The following is a 15,114-nucleotide window of genomic DNA, read 5'->3' on the forward strand; positions in this document are numbered from 1 at the left end:
AAACCATAACTCCTGTCGATTGGTTACGACTGGTTGGCAATCAAATTCCTCGCGGTGTGCAATCAGGCCGCGAAGCTCGGATAGGATGCGTACCATCATGAAGACACCCTTTTATCACTCCGCTCATCGCGCGACGCTCGCTTCTTTCGCGGTGCTTGCGCTGCTCGGCGCGAACCTCGCGCACGCCGACGTCGACTTCGCGAAAAGCAGCGTCATCGCCACGACCAAACAGATGAACGTGCCCGTCGACGGCAAGTTCAGGAAGTTCTCCGCGCAACTGAATTTCGATCCGGCGAAGCCTGCCGCGGGCAGCGCGAACGTGTCGATCGACACCGCGAGCTACGACCTCGGCGCCGACGACTACAACAAGCAGGCGCAAGGCAAAGAATGGTTCGACAGCGGCGCCTTCCCGAGCGCGACCTTCGTGTCGAGCTCGATCGCGCCGGCTGGCGGCAACCAGTACAAGGTGACCGGCAAGCTGACGATCAAAGGCAAATCGCAAACGGTCGTCGTGCCGGTCGTGATCGCGAGCCAGGGCGCCATGCAAACTTTCGACGGCTCGCTGCCGATCAAACGCACGCAGTTCGACGTCGGCACCGGCGAATGGAAAGACACGTCGGTGGTCGCCGACGAAGTCGTCATCAAATTTCATCTGGTCGCGGCGAAGAAATAACCCACAACGCCGCAGCACCGCCTTACCCTTCGACCTCTGGAGTCCAACTTGAAGAAATCCTTCCTGCTCGCCGCCGGCGCGCTCGCCGCTGCATGCTCGTTCAACGCGATGGCCGCCGCCGAAACCTACCTGCTCGATCCGACGCACACGTCGCCGAGCTTCGAGACCGACCACTTCGGCGGCCTGTCGATCTGGCGCGGCAAGTTCCAGAAAAGCAGCGGTACCGTCGTGCTCGATCGCGCGGCGAAGACCGGCACGGTCGAGGCGACGATCGACCTGACCTCGGTCGGCATCGGCAACGACAAGCTCAACGAGGAACTGGTCGGCGACAAGTTCTTCGACACCGCGAAGTTCCCGACCGCGATCTACAAGGGCACGCAGATCCGCTTCGACGGCGACAAGCCGGTCGAAGTGATCGGCACGCTGACGCTGCACGGCGTCACGAAACCGGTCAATCTGAAGATCGAATCATTCAAGTGCATCCAGCACCCGATGCTGAAGCGCGAAGTGTGTGGCACCGAATCGGTCGCGACGTTCAATCGCGACGATTTCGGCATCGACTTCGGCAAGGCGTACGGCTTCAACATGAAGACCACGCTGCATATCCAGGCGGAAGGCGTCAAGCAGTAAGCGCATCGCGCCCGGCACGGCCGGGCGCCGAACTACTGGATCGCGGGCTGCGCCGGCGCGTGCGACGCGTGGCGCGCCTGCAGACATGCGACCAGTTCCTCGCGGCGCATGGCCTTCGCGAACAGCCAGCCCTGCGCCCATTCGAGCGATGCCAGGAACGACACCTGCCGCGCGATCCGTTTGAACGCGAACCAGCCGAAGCCGCCGAACCCGGCGCCCATCGCGACGCCAATCGACAGCCACATCGCCAGCAGGCCGGGCCAGTCTCTCAACAGGCTGGTGCGCCGGCCCTTGACGACGACGCCAAGCGCGCGCGTCGCCGATCGTGCGACCGCGTAGTTCCATTCATCGCTATCGACGCGCCCCGCCCGCTTCCATGCATGGAGCATCTCGTCGGGGTCCGCGCCCGTCGACAGCGCGAAGTTTCTGAAGCCGCTTTTTTTCAACATTGCGTTGAACGACACGCGTGCGGCCGACCGCGGCGGCCCTGACCGGCGGAAATCGCGGCAAGGTACCCTGACGGGCTGGCGCGATCGGAACGCGCGCCTTCGCCGCTCCCGTTCATTGCCGTCGTTCGCGTCAATCCCCATGAATTCGCCAACCCGCCGCATCGCGCACCTCGATATGGACGCGTTTTATGCGTCCGCCGAACTGCTGCGCTATCCGGAACTGCGCGGCCGCGCGGAGGTGATCGGCGGCGGCGGCAACAGCGCGCCGCAGGTGCTCGAAGACGGCGGCAGGCGCCGCGCGATTACGCGGGCCGCGGCGTCGTGACCCCCTCGACCTACGAGGCGCGCGCGCTCGGCGTGTTTTCGGCGATGGGCATGATGAAGGCCGCCGCGCTCGCGCCCGACGCGATCCTGCTGCCGACCGACTTCGATTCATAACGCCACTACTCGCGTTTTTTCAAGGCCGCCGTCAGGACGTTCACGGACCGCATCGCGGATCGCGGCATCGACGAGATCGACGTGGGCTGCCTCGCCGACAATCGACCTTTATTTTCCGCATCAGTTTCCGATCAACCGCTCCATCCTTGCCGCGCGCGCTACTGGATCGGCGGCACCACGCCGAGTTTTTCGGCCAGCATCCTTTCGTAGACACCGAAGTGCAGGTCGACCTCCTCCTGCGTAACGACGGTCACAACGATGTTGATCTGCGCCGGTTGCAGCCCGAGCACCGTCGCGACCGCCGCTTCCAGGTGCGGCGCGCATAACCGGTCGTCGGCGAACGTGGTGCCGACAGCGATCTCGTAAGCGGAATCATGCCGGCACACCACTTCAACCAGCCGCGCCCGGGCGCTCATGTTGCTGTCGATCGCCAGCCGGATGACTTCAACCGCCGTGCGCATCGTCCCGGTCGGGAAACCCTTTGTTGAGCGCAACCGGATACGGTGCCGGCCAAGGGTGAACCAGTCGTATTCGAATTCCATGGTGTCCTCGCAGGGTGTTGCAGGGTGTCGTGAAAATAGGGGTGTGGCAATCCGAATTCAAGAACAAAAAGTCGCCATAGCTCCTTGAAATTTCCGTTTCCAGTCCTATTTTAGATATCGCTCAGGCAGTCGCGCCGGGATGTTTTGGCGCGCTGCGTGTTTCGATTTGTTTGCCGGCAGCATGGCGGACGGACTGGAGCGCGTAGGCCAGTTCGTCTTCCTGCTGGTTTATAGGAGGAAACGACCATGAGTGATCTCTACTTCGGGACCGACCTTTTCAGCGAGTTCGACCGTCTGCAACGGCAGATGGCAAACCTGTTCGGCGGCTTCCCCTCCAGCATCCGTTCCGGGCGCTTCGGCGCATTCCCGCAGGTCAACATTGGTTCGACCGACGACTCGATTGAAATCGTCGCGTTCGCGCCGGGTATCGATCCGGCGAACCTCGACGTATCCATCGACAAAGGACTGTTGACCATTAGCGGCGAACGCGGGACCGCACAGCCGGACGCGGCTGGCGACGACACGCGTACCTATGCGCAGGAGCGCTTCACCGGCTCTTTCCGGCGCGTCATTGAACTGCCGCAGCATGCCGACCCCGACAAGGTGACGGCGCAGTACACCAATGGCTGCCTGACCGTGAGCATCGGCAAGCGGGAGGCGTCCAAGCCGCGGGCCATCACCGTTCAATGAAATGCGTCAAGGAACTGAGGAGGACATCATGAACGACACGACAGAACTTGCCCGGAAAGATGAAACGGCAGTGTCCCGGCGCGAAGACGAGCAGTCGCAACGCGGAATCACGCTAACGCCGCCCGTGGATATCTTCGAGGATAGCCAGGGTGTCACCCTGTGGGCTGATCTGCCCGGCGTAACAAGGGACCGGCTCGATGTGAAGGTGCATGACGGCAACCTGTACATCGAGGCCGAGGCGGTGGTGCCCACGCCAGCGGGGCTACGCGTACAGCATGCGGAGATCCGCCAGCCTCACTTCGCGCGGGCTTTCTCGCTTGGTGCCGAGTTCGACACCTCGAAAATCGACGCAAACCTGAAGGACGGCGTGCTGAAGCTGACGATACCGCGCCGCGACGAGGCGCGGCCGCGCCGCATCGAGGTCCGCACGAACTAGCAGTGCGGGCGACAGCGACGGGGAGGAAACCCGGTGGTGGCCGTCTGGCCACCACCTCTCGACCGCCGCGGCCCGGAGGTGGCACGTTGAGTGTAAGTAGGCGGCGAAGTCGCTGCTTCGGTGAAATGACCCATATCCGGCTCTCCTGCCAGACCGTAGAGGAGGATGCGATGAACACCGACCCGAAGAAGTGGAATCCCTTCAAGTTCCTGCGTGGCGCGGGGCGCAAGTCCGGCGCGGACAGCCCGGAAGGCCCGCCGGCAAGCGAACAGTGGCGGGCCCCGTTCTCCGACATTCCACGATTCTTCTCGCGCGAACCGTGGCGTGCAGTCGAAGAGTTCTTTCATGATCCGTTCGCCGGACGGGGTGCTCTGGAACGATGGTTTGGCGACTTCAGTTCATCGCGCTTCCAGCCGCGCATCGACGTGGTCGATGATGGGCCGGTACTGCGTGTAACCGCCGAGTTGCCCGGAATGGAGCGGGAGGATCTGAACGTCACCGTCGAGGATGGGTCGCTCGTGCTGCGCGGCGAGAAAAAACAGGACGTGCGCAGCGAGGAAGACGGCTGCTACCGGCTTGAGCGCGCCTATGGAAGCTTCGTGCGCACGATCCCGATGCCGGAAAACGCCGACCCCGAGCACGCCCTTGCGAAGTTCGACAACGGCGTGCTCACGTTGACCGTACCGAAATCGGAGCCGTCGCGATCCGCGAGCCGCACGATCGATATCGGCTAGTGGGCAGGCAAGTCGCGCCGGTAGCGGATGAATATCGGCTAGCCGGGCCGATAGCTCAGCTTGTAGAGCTGCATCGGGGCGGGCATCAAGTCTGCTCATTTGCAGCATCGGGCGATGATCGTCATGCGTATCGCGTGACGCCCGCAGCAGCGCTTCGGGCGCGGTGCTTGCGTCACGTGATGATGGCGCGCGACTCGATAGACGCGCACAGCGCTGTGACGGCGTTTCCTTGGCTACTGGGAGGCACTATGCAGAGGGAAGACATTACCTACCGTGGTTTCGTGATCCGGCCGCTCGTTACGATGTCGGAGCGGGGGCGCTATGCAGCCGCGGCCATTGTCACGGATCGGGACAGCGAAAGCCGGACGCTCGGCGTCGAGGGCGACTTTGGCGACATGCAAGAAGCGTGGGACCAGGCAATCGAACTGGCGATTGCATGGATCCATCAACGCAATGTCGTATCGGACCACTACATCCGTCAGCGATAAATCCAGATGTCGTCCGACACTGGCGATCTCGTCGGTACGCCGAACGCGGGCCGGAACGTCTGTGTCATGTTTGCCGTGGCCAGCGCGGGGTCCGACCATGCGGCGCGGCGAATGGGACCGACCATTGCCTCCCGAAAGGCGGACGACAGACTCAATTCAAGCTGGCGAAAAGAGCGCGCAGGGTGACGCATCCACGGCATCCACATGATGCCAGTCACGACTTGCGGACAATGTCAGGACGGCCGCGGCCTTTACCTTGTTGATCAACAATCAGCCTCAACGTCCGACTCGCGCGCAATGGAAAGCGACGCCTGCTGCATTAGCGATGAAGCCGCAGCGAACAGAGCAACGGTAGTTACCGGCTTTCGATAGCATGCAGGGATAGCGCGTCCTCCTTCATGCTGCATCGTCGTTCCTTCGACGCTGTCGACCTCCCGCGACGTCAATGGCCATGCCTTCGCCAGGGCCATTGCGGGAGGTACTCCAGGTGCTTCAGCAACTTTGCCCGCCGGTGTTCGCGTCGATAGTGGCCGACCAGAAGATGGCCGCGATCAGCAGCAGTGCCGAACCCATCAGCATTCGCGTCGGTCGGCAGAACGTCGTCTGGAGCGGAGGCGTCGCAAAAAACCCGGAAAAACAGCGCACCTCAATCCCATCGCTCGTCACGGACCTGAACAACGTCGGCCTCGATCCGCACCGGAAATGCCACCACATCCTCATATGCCGGCGGCGCCAACACCTTCCCGGTCCTGATGCAAAACCGTGCACCGTGGCGCGGACAGACGACCACGTCGCCTTCCACAACACCGCCCGTCAGGATGCCGCCGTCGTGCGGGCAGACATCCTCGATTGCATAACAGGTGCCGTCGACGTTGAACACAGCAACCTGCGCGCCATCGACCTCGACGCTGCGTACAGACCCAGCGGGGAAATCCCCGATCGCGGCGACATCGACCCAGTCGGACATGTCAAAGCATCCCCAATTGCAGGCGCGCCGCATCCGACATCCGGTCTCTCGACCACGGCGGATCCCACACCAGTTCAACGTGCACGTCGTTGACTCCGCTCGCCGAGAACACCGCATCCTCCACCGTCGCCGGGAAGGTCTGCGCAACCGGGCAGCCGGGCGCGGTCAGCGTCATGCGGATCCCAACGCGGCCTTCGGCTTCGTCCACGTCAAGACCATAAACAAGCCCCAGATCGTAGATGTTGACCGGAATCTCCGGGTCGAACACGGTGCGCAGCGCGTCGATCACGCGCTCTTCAAGTTGTTTTGTCGTTGTGTCACTGCCGGGTTGTGCGGCCTCGGCGCGCTTCAGCCAGTCGAATGTGCTCATCGTCTGCCTCACTCTGTCGAAACGGGGCGATCCTCGTCGTGCAGCGCGGCGTGCAGCGTATGCCAGGCGAGCGTCGCGCACTTCACCCGCTCGGGAAATTCACGCACGCCGGACAGCACCGCCAGCTTGCCCATCTCCGGCGCGGCTGCCGCCTGCCCTGCGGCGGGTGTTGTCACCATGTCATGAAAGCGCCCGAACAGCGCTTCGGCCTCTGCTTCCGTTTTGCCTTTCAGCGCCTCGGTCATCAGCGACGCTGATGCTGTCGCAATTGCGCAGCCTGCGCCTTCGAAACTCGCCTCTTTGACGATGCCGTCCTCGATTCGCAGATATAGCGTAATCCGGTCGCCGCACAGCGGGTTATAGCCCTCAGCCGTGTGATTGGCACCGGACAGTCCATGACAGTTACGCGGCCGCCGGTAGTGGTCGAAGATAACCTCCTGATACAGATCACGCAGATCGCTCATGTTCCGAATATCTCCCTGACCTTGACGAGGCCTTCGATCAGCGCGTCGATCTCCTGGTGCGTGTTGTAGAGGGCGAGCGACGCGCGCACGGTAGCCGGTACGCCGAAGCGCTGCATCACCGGCATCGCGCAATGATGGCCCGCACGCACGGCGATGCCGTGACGATCGAGAATCGTGCCGACATCATGGGCATGCACGCCGTCGAGCACGAACGACACAATGCTTGCCTTGTCGCGTGCGCTACCGATAAAACGCAAGCCCGGTATCACCCGCAGCGCGGCCGTCGCATAGGCGAGCAGTTCGTTCTCGTGCGCGGCGATGACTTCCATGCCGATGCTGTCGACATAGTCGAGTGCCGCGCCCAGCGCAATCGCGCCGGCAATGTTCGGCGTACCCGCCTCGAACTTCCACGGAATCGCGTTGTATTCCGTTTTCTCGAACGTTACCGAGCGGATCATGTCGCCGCCGCCCTGCCATGGCGGCATCGCTTCAAGCAGTGCGGCCTTGGCGTATAGCACGCCAATGCCAGTCGGTCCGTACACCTTATGCCCGGAAAACGCGTAGAAATCGCAATCTATCGCGCGGACGTCGACCGGCAGATGCGCGATTGCCTGTGCACCATCCAGCAGCACCGGCACGCCCCGCGCGCGTGCCGCTGCAACGATGCGCTCCACCGGATTGATGCTGCCGAGCGCGTTGGCCAGATGAGTCATCGCGACCAGCCGCGTACGTTCACTCAACAAACGCTCGTACGCGTCGGCATCGAGCGCGCCCGTATCGTCGATCGGCACGACCTTCAGCGCCGCGCCCGTCTGCTCGCAGACGAGTTGCCACGGCACAATGTTCGAATGGTGCTCCATCGCGCTAATCAGGATTTCGTCGCCGGGCTTGATTTGCGGGCGAGCATAGCTCTGGGCGACGAGATTGATCGCTTCGGTCGTGCCACGCACGAACACGATCTCCTCCGGACGCTGCGCATTGATGAAGCGTGCAATCTTCGCGCGCGCGGCCTCGAATGAATCGGTCGCGCGCTGAGACAGCAGATGCACGCCGCGGTGTACATTGGCGTTGCTATGCCGGTAGTAAGCGTTTTCCGCGTAGATGACCGAGGCAGGCTTTTGCGCAGTGGCGCCATTGTCGAGATAGACCAATGGCCGGCCATGCACGCGCTCTCCCAGAATCGGAAAATCGGCGCGCCAGTGCTCGACATTGCGCGGATCGGGCGTCTGCATCTGTTCGATCGGCTTCATAGCAATTCCCTGATGCGCTCCCCTTCCGGGGTGCGCGCGAACAGCAGGTTTTCGAGCCGGCCACGCAGCGAATCGATGCGCACACGTTCGACAATGTCGCGCGCAAATGCGTATGTCAATAGCGCCCGCCCCATACGCTCTTCGATGCCCCGTGCACGTAAATAGAACAGCTGGCTGTCGTCCAGTTGACCGACCGTCGCGCCGTGTGTGCATTTCACGTCGTCGGCGTAGATCTCGAGTTGCGGCTTCGTGTCGATCTCCGCATTGCGCGACAGCAGCAGGTTGTGATTCGCCTGATGCGTGTCCGTTTGCTGCGCATTGCGATGCACGATGACCCGTCCGTTGAACACGCCGCGCGCAGCGCCGTCGAGCACGCCGCGATAGTATTCGCGACTCTTGCCGTGCGGCTCAGTATGATCGATGCGCGTGTGGTGATCGACGTGCTGCCGGCCCCCAACGAAATAAAGACCGTTCAACGTGGCTTGCGCGTTCTCGGCGTTCAGGCTTGTGCCGATACCAGTGCGCGACAACGCGGCGCCGAACGCGAACGCATGTGAGGTAAAACAACTGCCACGTTGCTGCGCAACGGCGACTGACGCGATATGAAAAGCCTTCGAGCTTTCCCGCTGCAACCGGTAGTGCTGCACATCCGCCTGTTCGTCTGCGACGATGCGGGTGACCGCGTTGGTCCAGTACGCGTCGTCGCATAGCCCTAAAAAGTGCTCGACGATCGTGCAGCCCGAGCGTGTTCCTGCGAGCACGACATTGTACGGCTGCACCGCAAGGTTCGCTTCATCGGTCAGGAACAGGATCTGCAACGGTTGATCGATGACCTCGCCTGGCGGCAGCACGACGGCAAACCCGTCCGTCATAAACGCCGTGTTTAGCGCGGCAAAGCCATCTGCATATTCCGGCGAGACAATCGCCGCCTCCAGCCGTTGCGGCATTTCTTTCAACGCCCGCGTGAGCGAGCCTACGAATACACCATGCGGCAAGCCGTTGAGCTTCGACAGCCGCGGCACATGCCGACCGTTGACAAAGACCAGTCGATGCCCGGCAGGGTCCAGCTCGAGTTCATCGACGATGCGGCGCCCGTCGCTACCGCCGCTGCGGTCGATGAGGTCGGTGCGCTGTGCCCTGAAATGCCAGGGACGCTTGCCAAGCGCCGACACGTTCGTGTATTTCCAGTCCTCATGCCGCGTGGTCGGCAAACCCAGCGCGTCGAACTGGTCGAACGCGCTTCGGCGCGCGGCACGCAGCCACGGAAACTCAGCGCCGGGCAACGTCTTCGCGAGTTGCCCAAAAGCCTGATGGAAAGAGTCGAGAGATTCGTTTTTCATGGATGCCCCGCACTTTCCTGGCTTGCTCTATTTTCTGGTTGCACCGCTTCATCGTCGATCCAACCATAGCCTTTACGCTCCAGCTCCAGCGCCAGTTCACGGGACCCCGACTTCACGATCCGGCCATTCGCCAGCACATGCACGCGATCCGGCACGACGTAGTCCAATAGCCGCTGATAGTGCGTCACGAGCACGATCGCCCGTTCTGGACTGCGCATGCTGTTGACGCCCTGCGCGACAATCTGCAATGCATCGATGTCGAGTCCGGAATCCGTTTCGTCGAGAATGGCGAGCCGGGGCTCCAGCACGACCATCTGCAGAATCTCGTTGCGTTTCTTCTCTCCGCCGGAAAAACCTTCGTTCACGGCGCGATACAGCAGACTCTCGTCCATCTGCATCAGCGTTATCCTCTCCTTGACCCGTTGCAGAAACTCCATCGCATCGAGCTCCGGCTCGCCACGATACCGCCGCTGCGCATTCAACGCCGCCTTCAGCAGATAAATGTTGCTCACGCCGGGTATCTCGACGGGATACTGGAACGCGAGAAAAAGTCCTTGGTGCGCGCGCTCCTCGGGTGCGAGCGCCAGCAGATCACGGCCGAGGTACGAGACCTCGCCGCCCGTGACAGCGAAGTCCTCGCGCCCGGCCAGCACCTGGGCAAGCGTGCTCTTGCCCGAGCCATTCGGGCCCATGATCGCGTGCACCTCGCCGGCCTTTACACTCAGATCGACGCCATGCAGAATTTTCTTACCGTCGACTTCGACCTGCAGATTGCTGATTTCAAGCATGGTCCGAATCCTTCGAATCGCTGAGGGTTATCCCACGGCGCCTTCCAGACTGACGCCGAGCAGCTTTTGCGCCTCGACAGCAAACTCCATCGGCAGCTCCTTGAAGACCTCCTTGCAGAAGCCGTTCACGATCATCGACACAGCATCTTCCGGCGACAACCCACGCTGCCGGCAATAGAACAACTGGTCTTCGCCGATGCGTGATGTCGATGCTTCGTGTTCGACCTTCGCGGTCGGGTTCTTGACCTCGATGTAAGGGAATGTGTGGGCGCTGCAACGGTTTCCGAGCAAAAGCGAATCGCACTGCGTGTAGTTGCGCGCGCCCTCCGCCGCACGGACGACCTTCACGAGGCCGCGATACGCGTTCTTGCCGCGGCCAGCCGAAATGCCTTTCGACAGAATCGTGCTGCGCGTATTGCGGCCGATGTGAACCATCTTCGTTCCGGTATCGGCCTGCTGATAGTGGTTGGTCAGCGCCACCGAATAGAATTCACCGACCGAGTTATCGCCCTGCAGCATCACGCTCGGATACTTCCACGTAATCGCCGAGCCGGTTTCCACCTGAGTCCATGAAATCTTCGAATTCGCCTCACGGCAGTCGCCACGTTTGGTCACGAAGTTGTAGATGCCGCCCTTGCCCGACGCATCACCCGGATACCAGTTCTGCACCGTCGAATAGCGGATCTGTGCACCTTCCAGCGCGACCAGTTCGACCACAGCGGCATGCAGCTGGTTTTCGTCACGCATCGGCGCGGTGCAGCCTTCCAGATAGCTCACGTACGCGCCTTTGTCCGCGACGATCAGAGTGCGCTCGAACTGCCCGGTATTCTGGGCGTTGATACGAAAGTAGGTCGACAGTTCCATCGGGCAGCGCACGCCGGGCGGGATGTAGCAGAACGACCCATCGCTGAACACGGCGGAATTGAGCGCAGCAAAGAAATTGTCGGTGTGCGGCACGACCGAGCCGAGATACTTTCGCACCAGTTCGGGATGATGCTGTACGGCATCCGAGAACGAACAGAACACAATGCCGAGTTCCGCCAGCTTTTCGCGGAACGTAGTCGCTACCGACACGCTGTCGAATACCGCATCCACCGCTACGCCCGCCAGCAGTTCGCGCTCCCTCAGCGGCACACCCAGCTTTTCGTAGGTACGTAGCAGTTCCGGATCGACTTCATCGAGACTCTTCGGACGATTCTTCGTCATCGGCGCGGAATAATAGATGATGTTCTGATAATCGATCGGCGGGTGCTCGACCGTCGCCCAATGCGGCTCGGTCATCGTGAGCCAGTGGCGATAGGCCGCGAGTCGCCATTCGAGCATGAACGCGGGCTCCTCTTTCTTCACCGAAATGAGCCGGACCACGTCCTCGCTTATCCCGCGCGGAAGCGCATCGGCCTTCAGATCAGTCACGAAACCGTGCTGGTATTCGCGGCTGATCAGTTCATCGAAACCGGTTGTGGATGCGCTCATGCGTGGCCTCCGTCAGTCGACATGCGTGCAGGCATCGCGACCGCGCGGTGGCTGGGGATGCTACGGGCGCGGATCGCGCTGATATCGACCGCGCGCAAGGCGGGGCCCGCCATGTCCGCCAGCGTGACCTGCTGCAACGCTTCGTAGATCAGGCGATTGACCTTCTGCCAGTTGGCGCGCACCGCGCACGCCGCCTCCTGGATACACAGGCCTGGCGTAGTGCTGCATTCGGTCATCCCGATCGGGCCGTCGACAGCGGCGATCACCTCCGCCAGCGTGATCCGCCCGGGCGGTCGAGGCAACAGGTAACCGCCGTTTGTGCCGCGCAGCGACTCCACGACACCACCCCGCGTCAGAACTTTCAGCACCTTTGACACCGTAGGCATCGCGACGCCGGTCACCGTCGCAATGCTGCTTGCGCTGTGGACGGCATCGGGATCGCGCGCCATCGCGGTCATGATCACCGTGCCGTAATCGGCAAGTTTGCTCATGCGCAACATAGGAACGTCTCCCGTTTTAATCGGGACCTATTTGGTCCTGATTAAATCGAAACCAAATCCGCACGTTTGCAGTGAGCGACACTGTCCTGTGGGGATTCCTGGCCACGTCGTCAGCCGCTTTCCGTTTCGGGAAAAGCGTTTCGCCAACGACGCAACGCCAATTTCATTCTAGACCTGTATGCACGACCTTGTCAGGGTATTGGGCCTATGTGTTCCGCGCATACATGAAAGCCCGGAGTCCACGTTCACCGTTGCCGGCATCGTCGTGGTGCCGACGGCGGTGTGAGCCGCGCACCGGACCGGGATTCGGTGAAGCTCACGGGACAATAGGGTGCGGTTCGTGGCAACCGTATCGCACTCGACACCTGCTTGCACGGCCGCTTTTGCGATGACCGCGAGGTAGTCAACCGCACGCTTTCGGGTAGGCAGTATGACTTCCTGCGGGACAGAGGCTGGCCTGCCGCAACGGAATCAAACGCGGGTTAGCATTGCTGTCAGAGCCGCACGGTGCGGACGTGCCGCACCGGGCGATTTCCGACGCGGAGGCCAGCGTGGAGCACGATAGCACTCTTTACGTGGGTCTTGATGTTCATAAGGATTCGATCACGGTCGCCTATGCCATTGGTTCGGGCGAGGTTGAACTGCTCGGCAAGATCGGTACTACGCAGGCCGACGTGGAACGGTTGTGCAAGAGACTGCAATCTAAAGCGCGATGCGTCAGCATCGTCTACGAAGCCGGTCCGTGCGGATATGGGCTTTACCGGCAGCTTGTCCAGAAAGAATTCCAGTGCATGGTCTGCGCGCCCTCGCTGATTCCCCGCAAGCCAGGTGAGCACATCAAGACTGACAGACGTGATGCCGTCAAGCTCGTCCGATCGCTGCGTGCCGGCGACCTGTCGGCCGTATACGTCCCCAGCATCGACGATGAAGCATTCCGGGATCTGGCCCGCGCATGGGTGATTGCCAAGGACGACCTCAAGCGTGCACGGCAACGGGTAAAAGCCTTTCTGCTGTCGCACGGCGTGCGCTACACCGGCTCTGCCGACTGGGGGCCGGCGCACCGACGCTGGCTGAGCGCATACAGCTTCGACAGTGCGTGGCAGCAGTTTGCGTTTGAAGAGCTACGTCGCGCGATCGAAGACCGGCTCGCCCAATGTGACCGGCTGGAGTCCGCGCTGCGTGAGGCAGTCGTCAACTGGCGCTTCTATCCCGCCGTCCTGGGCCTGCAGGCAATGCGCGGTGTCCAGTTCACCACGGCAGTGGGCATGCTCGCCGAGCTGGGCGATCTCTCACGCTTCATGCACCCACGCCAGTTGATGGCGTGGCTCGGGGTGACGCCGTCCGAGCACTCATCGGGCGGCAAGCGTCGTCAGGGCAGCATCACTAAAAGCGGCAACAGTTATGCAAGAAAGCTGCTAGTTGAAGCCGCATGGAGCTATCGCCACCCTGCGCGTGTGAGCCCCGATATTCAGCGTCGTCACGAAGGTCTGCCTAAACCGATTGTAGATCGAGCCTGGGACGCACAGGTGCGCTTGTGCCGACGCTATCGCAAACTCGTCGCGCGCGGCAAGCAGAAGAATATCGCCGTAGTCGCAGTTGCCCGTGAACTCAGCGGATTCATCTGGGACATCTGCCGGCTCTCCTTGTCGCTGGCCATACCGCGCGAGACATCCACCGTAACGACACGTGCAGGAGTTTCCTGAAGGCGGCGTAGCCCGGCACACGAGTAACCCGCGACCAGGGTAGGCAACGGATCTCATCCGAATTGCGGTGGTAGGTAGCGGAAGGCTCATTGGGCGGACATCTGTAATGCGGTAGCCAATCCGCGGATGTCAGCTTGATCCACCGTCGAGATTTACTGCTACGTCGCCCTCAGGAAATTCAAACATCGAAAACACAGAACCGATCATATTGACACGAGAAGTCATATCACCCTGGAGGGATGACAAGAGAGAAACGTAAAGCCTACCCGACAGACGTGTCAGACGAAGAATGGAGCTTCGTAGCAGCGTATCTGACGTTGATGGATGAGAGTGCACCACAGCGTAAATACGAGTTGCGCGAGATGTTCAATGCGTTGCACTGGATGGCTCGCGCTGGGCTGCGTGGCGAATGCTGCCGACCAACTTTGCGCCGCGGGAACTCGTGTACCAGCAGACGCAACGATGACTGGCGGCCGGCTGTTTCGAGTGCATGGTGAGTGATCTTCGTTCGATCATCCATGTCGCGCAGGGGCGGCAGGGGCAGCCCAGCGCGGTGATCCTTGACGGCCGTACGATGCAATCGACATGTGACAGCGGTCCAGGCGCAGGATATGACGGCTACAAGCGCAAGCGTGACAGCAAGGTGCATATGGCGGTCGACACGCTGGGTCAGTTGCTCGCCGTACACGTGACACCGGCCAACGAGCAGGAGCGCGCGCAGGTGGCAGACCTGGCGCGCCAGGTGCAGCAGGCAACGGGAGAAACCGTGAAAGTGGCCTTTGCCGATCAGGGTTACACGGGCGAAGCTCCTGCGCAGGCCGCGCGCGCTCAGGGAATTGATTTCCAGGTGGTCAAACTCGATGAAGCGAAAAAGGGTTTCGTGCTGTTGCCACGTCGATGGGTAGTCGAGCGCAGCTTCGGACGGCTCAACCGCTTTCGACGCCTCGCACGTGACTACGAACGCTTGCCCGAAACACTCGCAGGTCTGCATTTTGACGTCTTCGCCATGCTTATGCTTGTCCACGCAATCCCAGTACTTGGAAGTTCGTAACACCGTCTAGTTCAAAGCTGGGCCGCTGGTCCATCTGGTAGGTGACAACTTGACCGTTGTGCGGGTCCATCAGATCGGTGTCTAACTTTTGACTGCAATTCATCGGGACGGGCTTATTCGTTTAACGG

17 protein-coding genes and 2 pseudogenes are annotated in these 15,114 nt (G+C 61.5%); 9 read left to right on the top strand and 10 right to left on the bottom strand.

Annotated features, from left to right (window positions below; all coding sequences use genetic code 11):
• Positions 1–97: 97 nt before the first annotated feature.
• Both OKW44_RS07985 and OKW44_RS07990 read left to right on the top strand, forming a co-directional pair.
• Complete coding sequence (locus tag OKW44_RS07985) at positions 98–673, top strand: YceI family protein (protein ID WP_026226613.1); 576 nt, start codon at positions 98–100, stop codon at positions 671–673.
• A 48-nt stretch (positions 674–721) separates the two neighbouring features.
• Positions 722–1,303, top strand: coding sequence for a YceI family protein (locus OKW44_RS07990; protein ID WP_018424939.1), 582 nt, complete (start codon positions 722–724; stop codon positions 1,301–1,303).
• Between the two features lie 32 nt (positions 1,304–1,335).
• Here the strand turns inward: OKW44_RS07990 and OKW44_RS07995 are convergent, their stop codons facing one another.
• Positions 1,336–1,767 (bottom strand): hypothetical protein, encoded by a 432-nt coding sequence (locus OKW44_RS07995; RefSeq protein ID WP_429409778.1) that lies wholly within the window; start codon positions 1,765–1,767, stop codon positions 1,336–1,338.
• A 124-nt stretch (positions 1,768–1,891) separates the two neighbouring features.
• On the opposite strand from OKW44_RS07995, the pseudogene OKW44_RS08000 reads away from it, so the two are divergent.
• Positions 1,892–2,268, top strand: a pseudogene (locus tag OKW44_RS08000) (Y-family DNA polymerase); the annotation flags it as partial.
• Positions 2,269–2,348: 80 nt separating this feature from the next.
• Here the strand turns inward: OKW44_RS08000 and OKW44_RS08005 are convergent.
• Positions 2,349–2,732, bottom strand: a complete 384-nt coding sequence (locus OKW44_RS08005; RefSeq protein ID WP_018424937.1) for a hypothetical protein — start codon at positions 2,730–2,732, stop codon at positions 2,349–2,351.
• Between the two features lie 246 nt (positions 2,733–2,978).
• On the opposite strand from OKW44_RS08005, the gene OKW44_RS08010 reads away from it, so the two are divergent.
• From OKW44_RS08010 to OKW44_RS08025, 4 genes are all read left to right on the top strand, one after another.
• Positions 2,979–3,422, top strand: coding sequence for an Hsp20/alpha crystallin family protein (locus tag OKW44_RS08010; protein WP_018424936.1), 444 nt, complete (start codon positions 2,979–2,981; stop codon positions 3,420–3,422).
• A 28-nt stretch (positions 3,423–3,450) separates the two neighbouring features.
• On the top strand, positions 3,451–3,858 hold the full coding sequence (locus OKW44_RS08015; protein ID WP_018424935.1) for an Hsp20/alpha crystallin family protein: 408 nt from the start codon (positions 3,451–3,453) through the stop codon (positions 3,856–3,858).
• Between the two features lie 170 nt (positions 3,859–4,028).
• Complete coding sequence (locus tag OKW44_RS08020) at positions 4,029–4,592, top strand: Hsp20/alpha crystallin family protein (protein WP_018424934.1); 564 nt, start codon at positions 4,029–4,031, stop codon at positions 4,590–4,592.
• 248 nt (positions 4,593–4,840) lie between these two features.
• Complete coding sequence (locus OKW44_RS08025; RefSeq protein ID WP_026226611.1) at positions 4,841–5,080, top strand: hypothetical protein; 240 nt, start codon at positions 4,841–4,843, stop codon at positions 5,078–5,080.
• A gap of 646 nt (positions 5,081–5,726) precedes the next feature.
• On the opposite strand, the gene OKW44_RS08030 is transcribed toward OKW44_RS08025, so the two are convergent.
• The 8 genes from OKW44_RS08030 to OKW44_RS08065 are packed head-to-tail and all read right to left on the bottom strand — an operon-like array spanning position 5,727 to position 12,232.
• Entirely contained in the window at positions 5,727–6,047 is a 321-nt protein-coding gene (locus OKW44_RS08030) for a Rieske (2Fe-2S) protein (protein ID WP_018424932.1), read from the bottom strand.
• 1 nt (position 6,048) lies between these two features.
• A complete protein-coding gene (locus tag OKW44_RS08035; RefSeq protein ID WP_018424931.1) occupies positions 6,049–6,417 on the bottom strand; it encodes an SUF system Fe-S cluster assembly protein in 369 nt (122 codons plus the stop codon).
• A gap of 8 nt (positions 6,418–6,425) precedes the next feature.
• Positions 6,426–6,881: a Fe-S cluster assembly sulfur transfer protein SufU gene (gene sufU, locus OKW44_RS08040; protein WP_018424930.1), complete on the bottom strand. Its 456-nt coding sequence runs from the start codon at positions 6,879–6,881 to the stop codon at positions 6,426–6,428.
• Entirely contained in the window at positions 6,878–8,131 is a 1,254-nt protein-coding gene (locus tag OKW44_RS08045; RefSeq protein WP_018424929.1) for a cysteine desulfurase, read from the bottom strand. The genes sufU and OKW44_RS08045 overlap by 4 nt, the downstream gene beginning before the upstream one ends.
• The gene (gene sufD, locus OKW44_RS08050; RefSeq protein ID WP_018424928.1) at positions 8,128–9,471 is read right to left on the bottom strand and encodes a Fe-S cluster assembly protein SufD; all 1,344 of its coding nucleotides are present in this window, start codon (positions 9,469–9,471) and stop codon (positions 8,128–8,130) included. Before sufD ends, OKW44_RS08045 begins: the two co-directional genes overlap by 4 nt.
• Complete coding sequence (sufC, locus tag OKW44_RS08055) at positions 9,468–10,259, bottom strand: Fe-S cluster assembly ATPase SufC (protein WP_018424927.1); 792 nt, start codon at positions 10,257–10,259, stop codon at positions 9,468–9,470. Before sufC ends, sufD begins: the two co-directional genes overlap by 4 nt.
• A gap of 27 nt (positions 10,260–10,286) precedes the next feature.
• Positions 10,287–11,732: a Fe-S cluster assembly protein SufB gene (sufB, locus tag OKW44_RS08060; protein ID WP_018424926.1), complete on the bottom strand. Its 1,446-nt coding sequence runs from the start codon at positions 11,730–11,732 to the stop codon at positions 10,287–10,289.
• Positions 11,729–12,232 (bottom strand): SUF system Fe-S cluster assembly regulator, encoded by a 504-nt coding sequence (locus tag OKW44_RS08065; protein ID WP_018424925.1) that lies wholly within the window; start codon positions 12,230–12,232, stop codon positions 11,729–11,731. The genes sufB and OKW44_RS08065 overlap by 4 nt, the downstream gene beginning before the upstream one ends.
• Positions 12,233–12,783: 551 nt before the next feature.
• Here OKW44_RS08065 and OKW44_RS08070 point away from each other — a divergent pair.
• Together OKW44_RS08070 and OKW44_RS08075 are read left to right on the top strand one after the other, a co-directional pair.
• The gene (locus tag OKW44_RS08070; RefSeq protein WP_429409784.1) at positions 12,784–13,935 is read left to right on the top strand and encodes an IS110 family RNA-guided transposase; all 1,152 of its coding nucleotides are present in this window, start codon (positions 12,784–12,786) and stop codon (positions 13,933–13,935) included.
• Positions 13,936–14,174: 239 nt separating this feature from the next.
• Positions 14,175–14,986 (top strand): annotated as a pseudogene (locus OKW44_RS08075) (IS5 family transposase).
• Positions 14,987–15,114: the final 128 nt, after the last annotated feature.

The organism is Paraburkholderia lebeckiae, from assembly GCF_050436325.1.
GTDB classification, from domain to species: domain Bacteria; phylum Pseudomonadota; class Gammaproteobacteria; order Burkholderiales; family Burkholderiaceae; genus Paraburkholderia; species Paraburkholderia tuberum.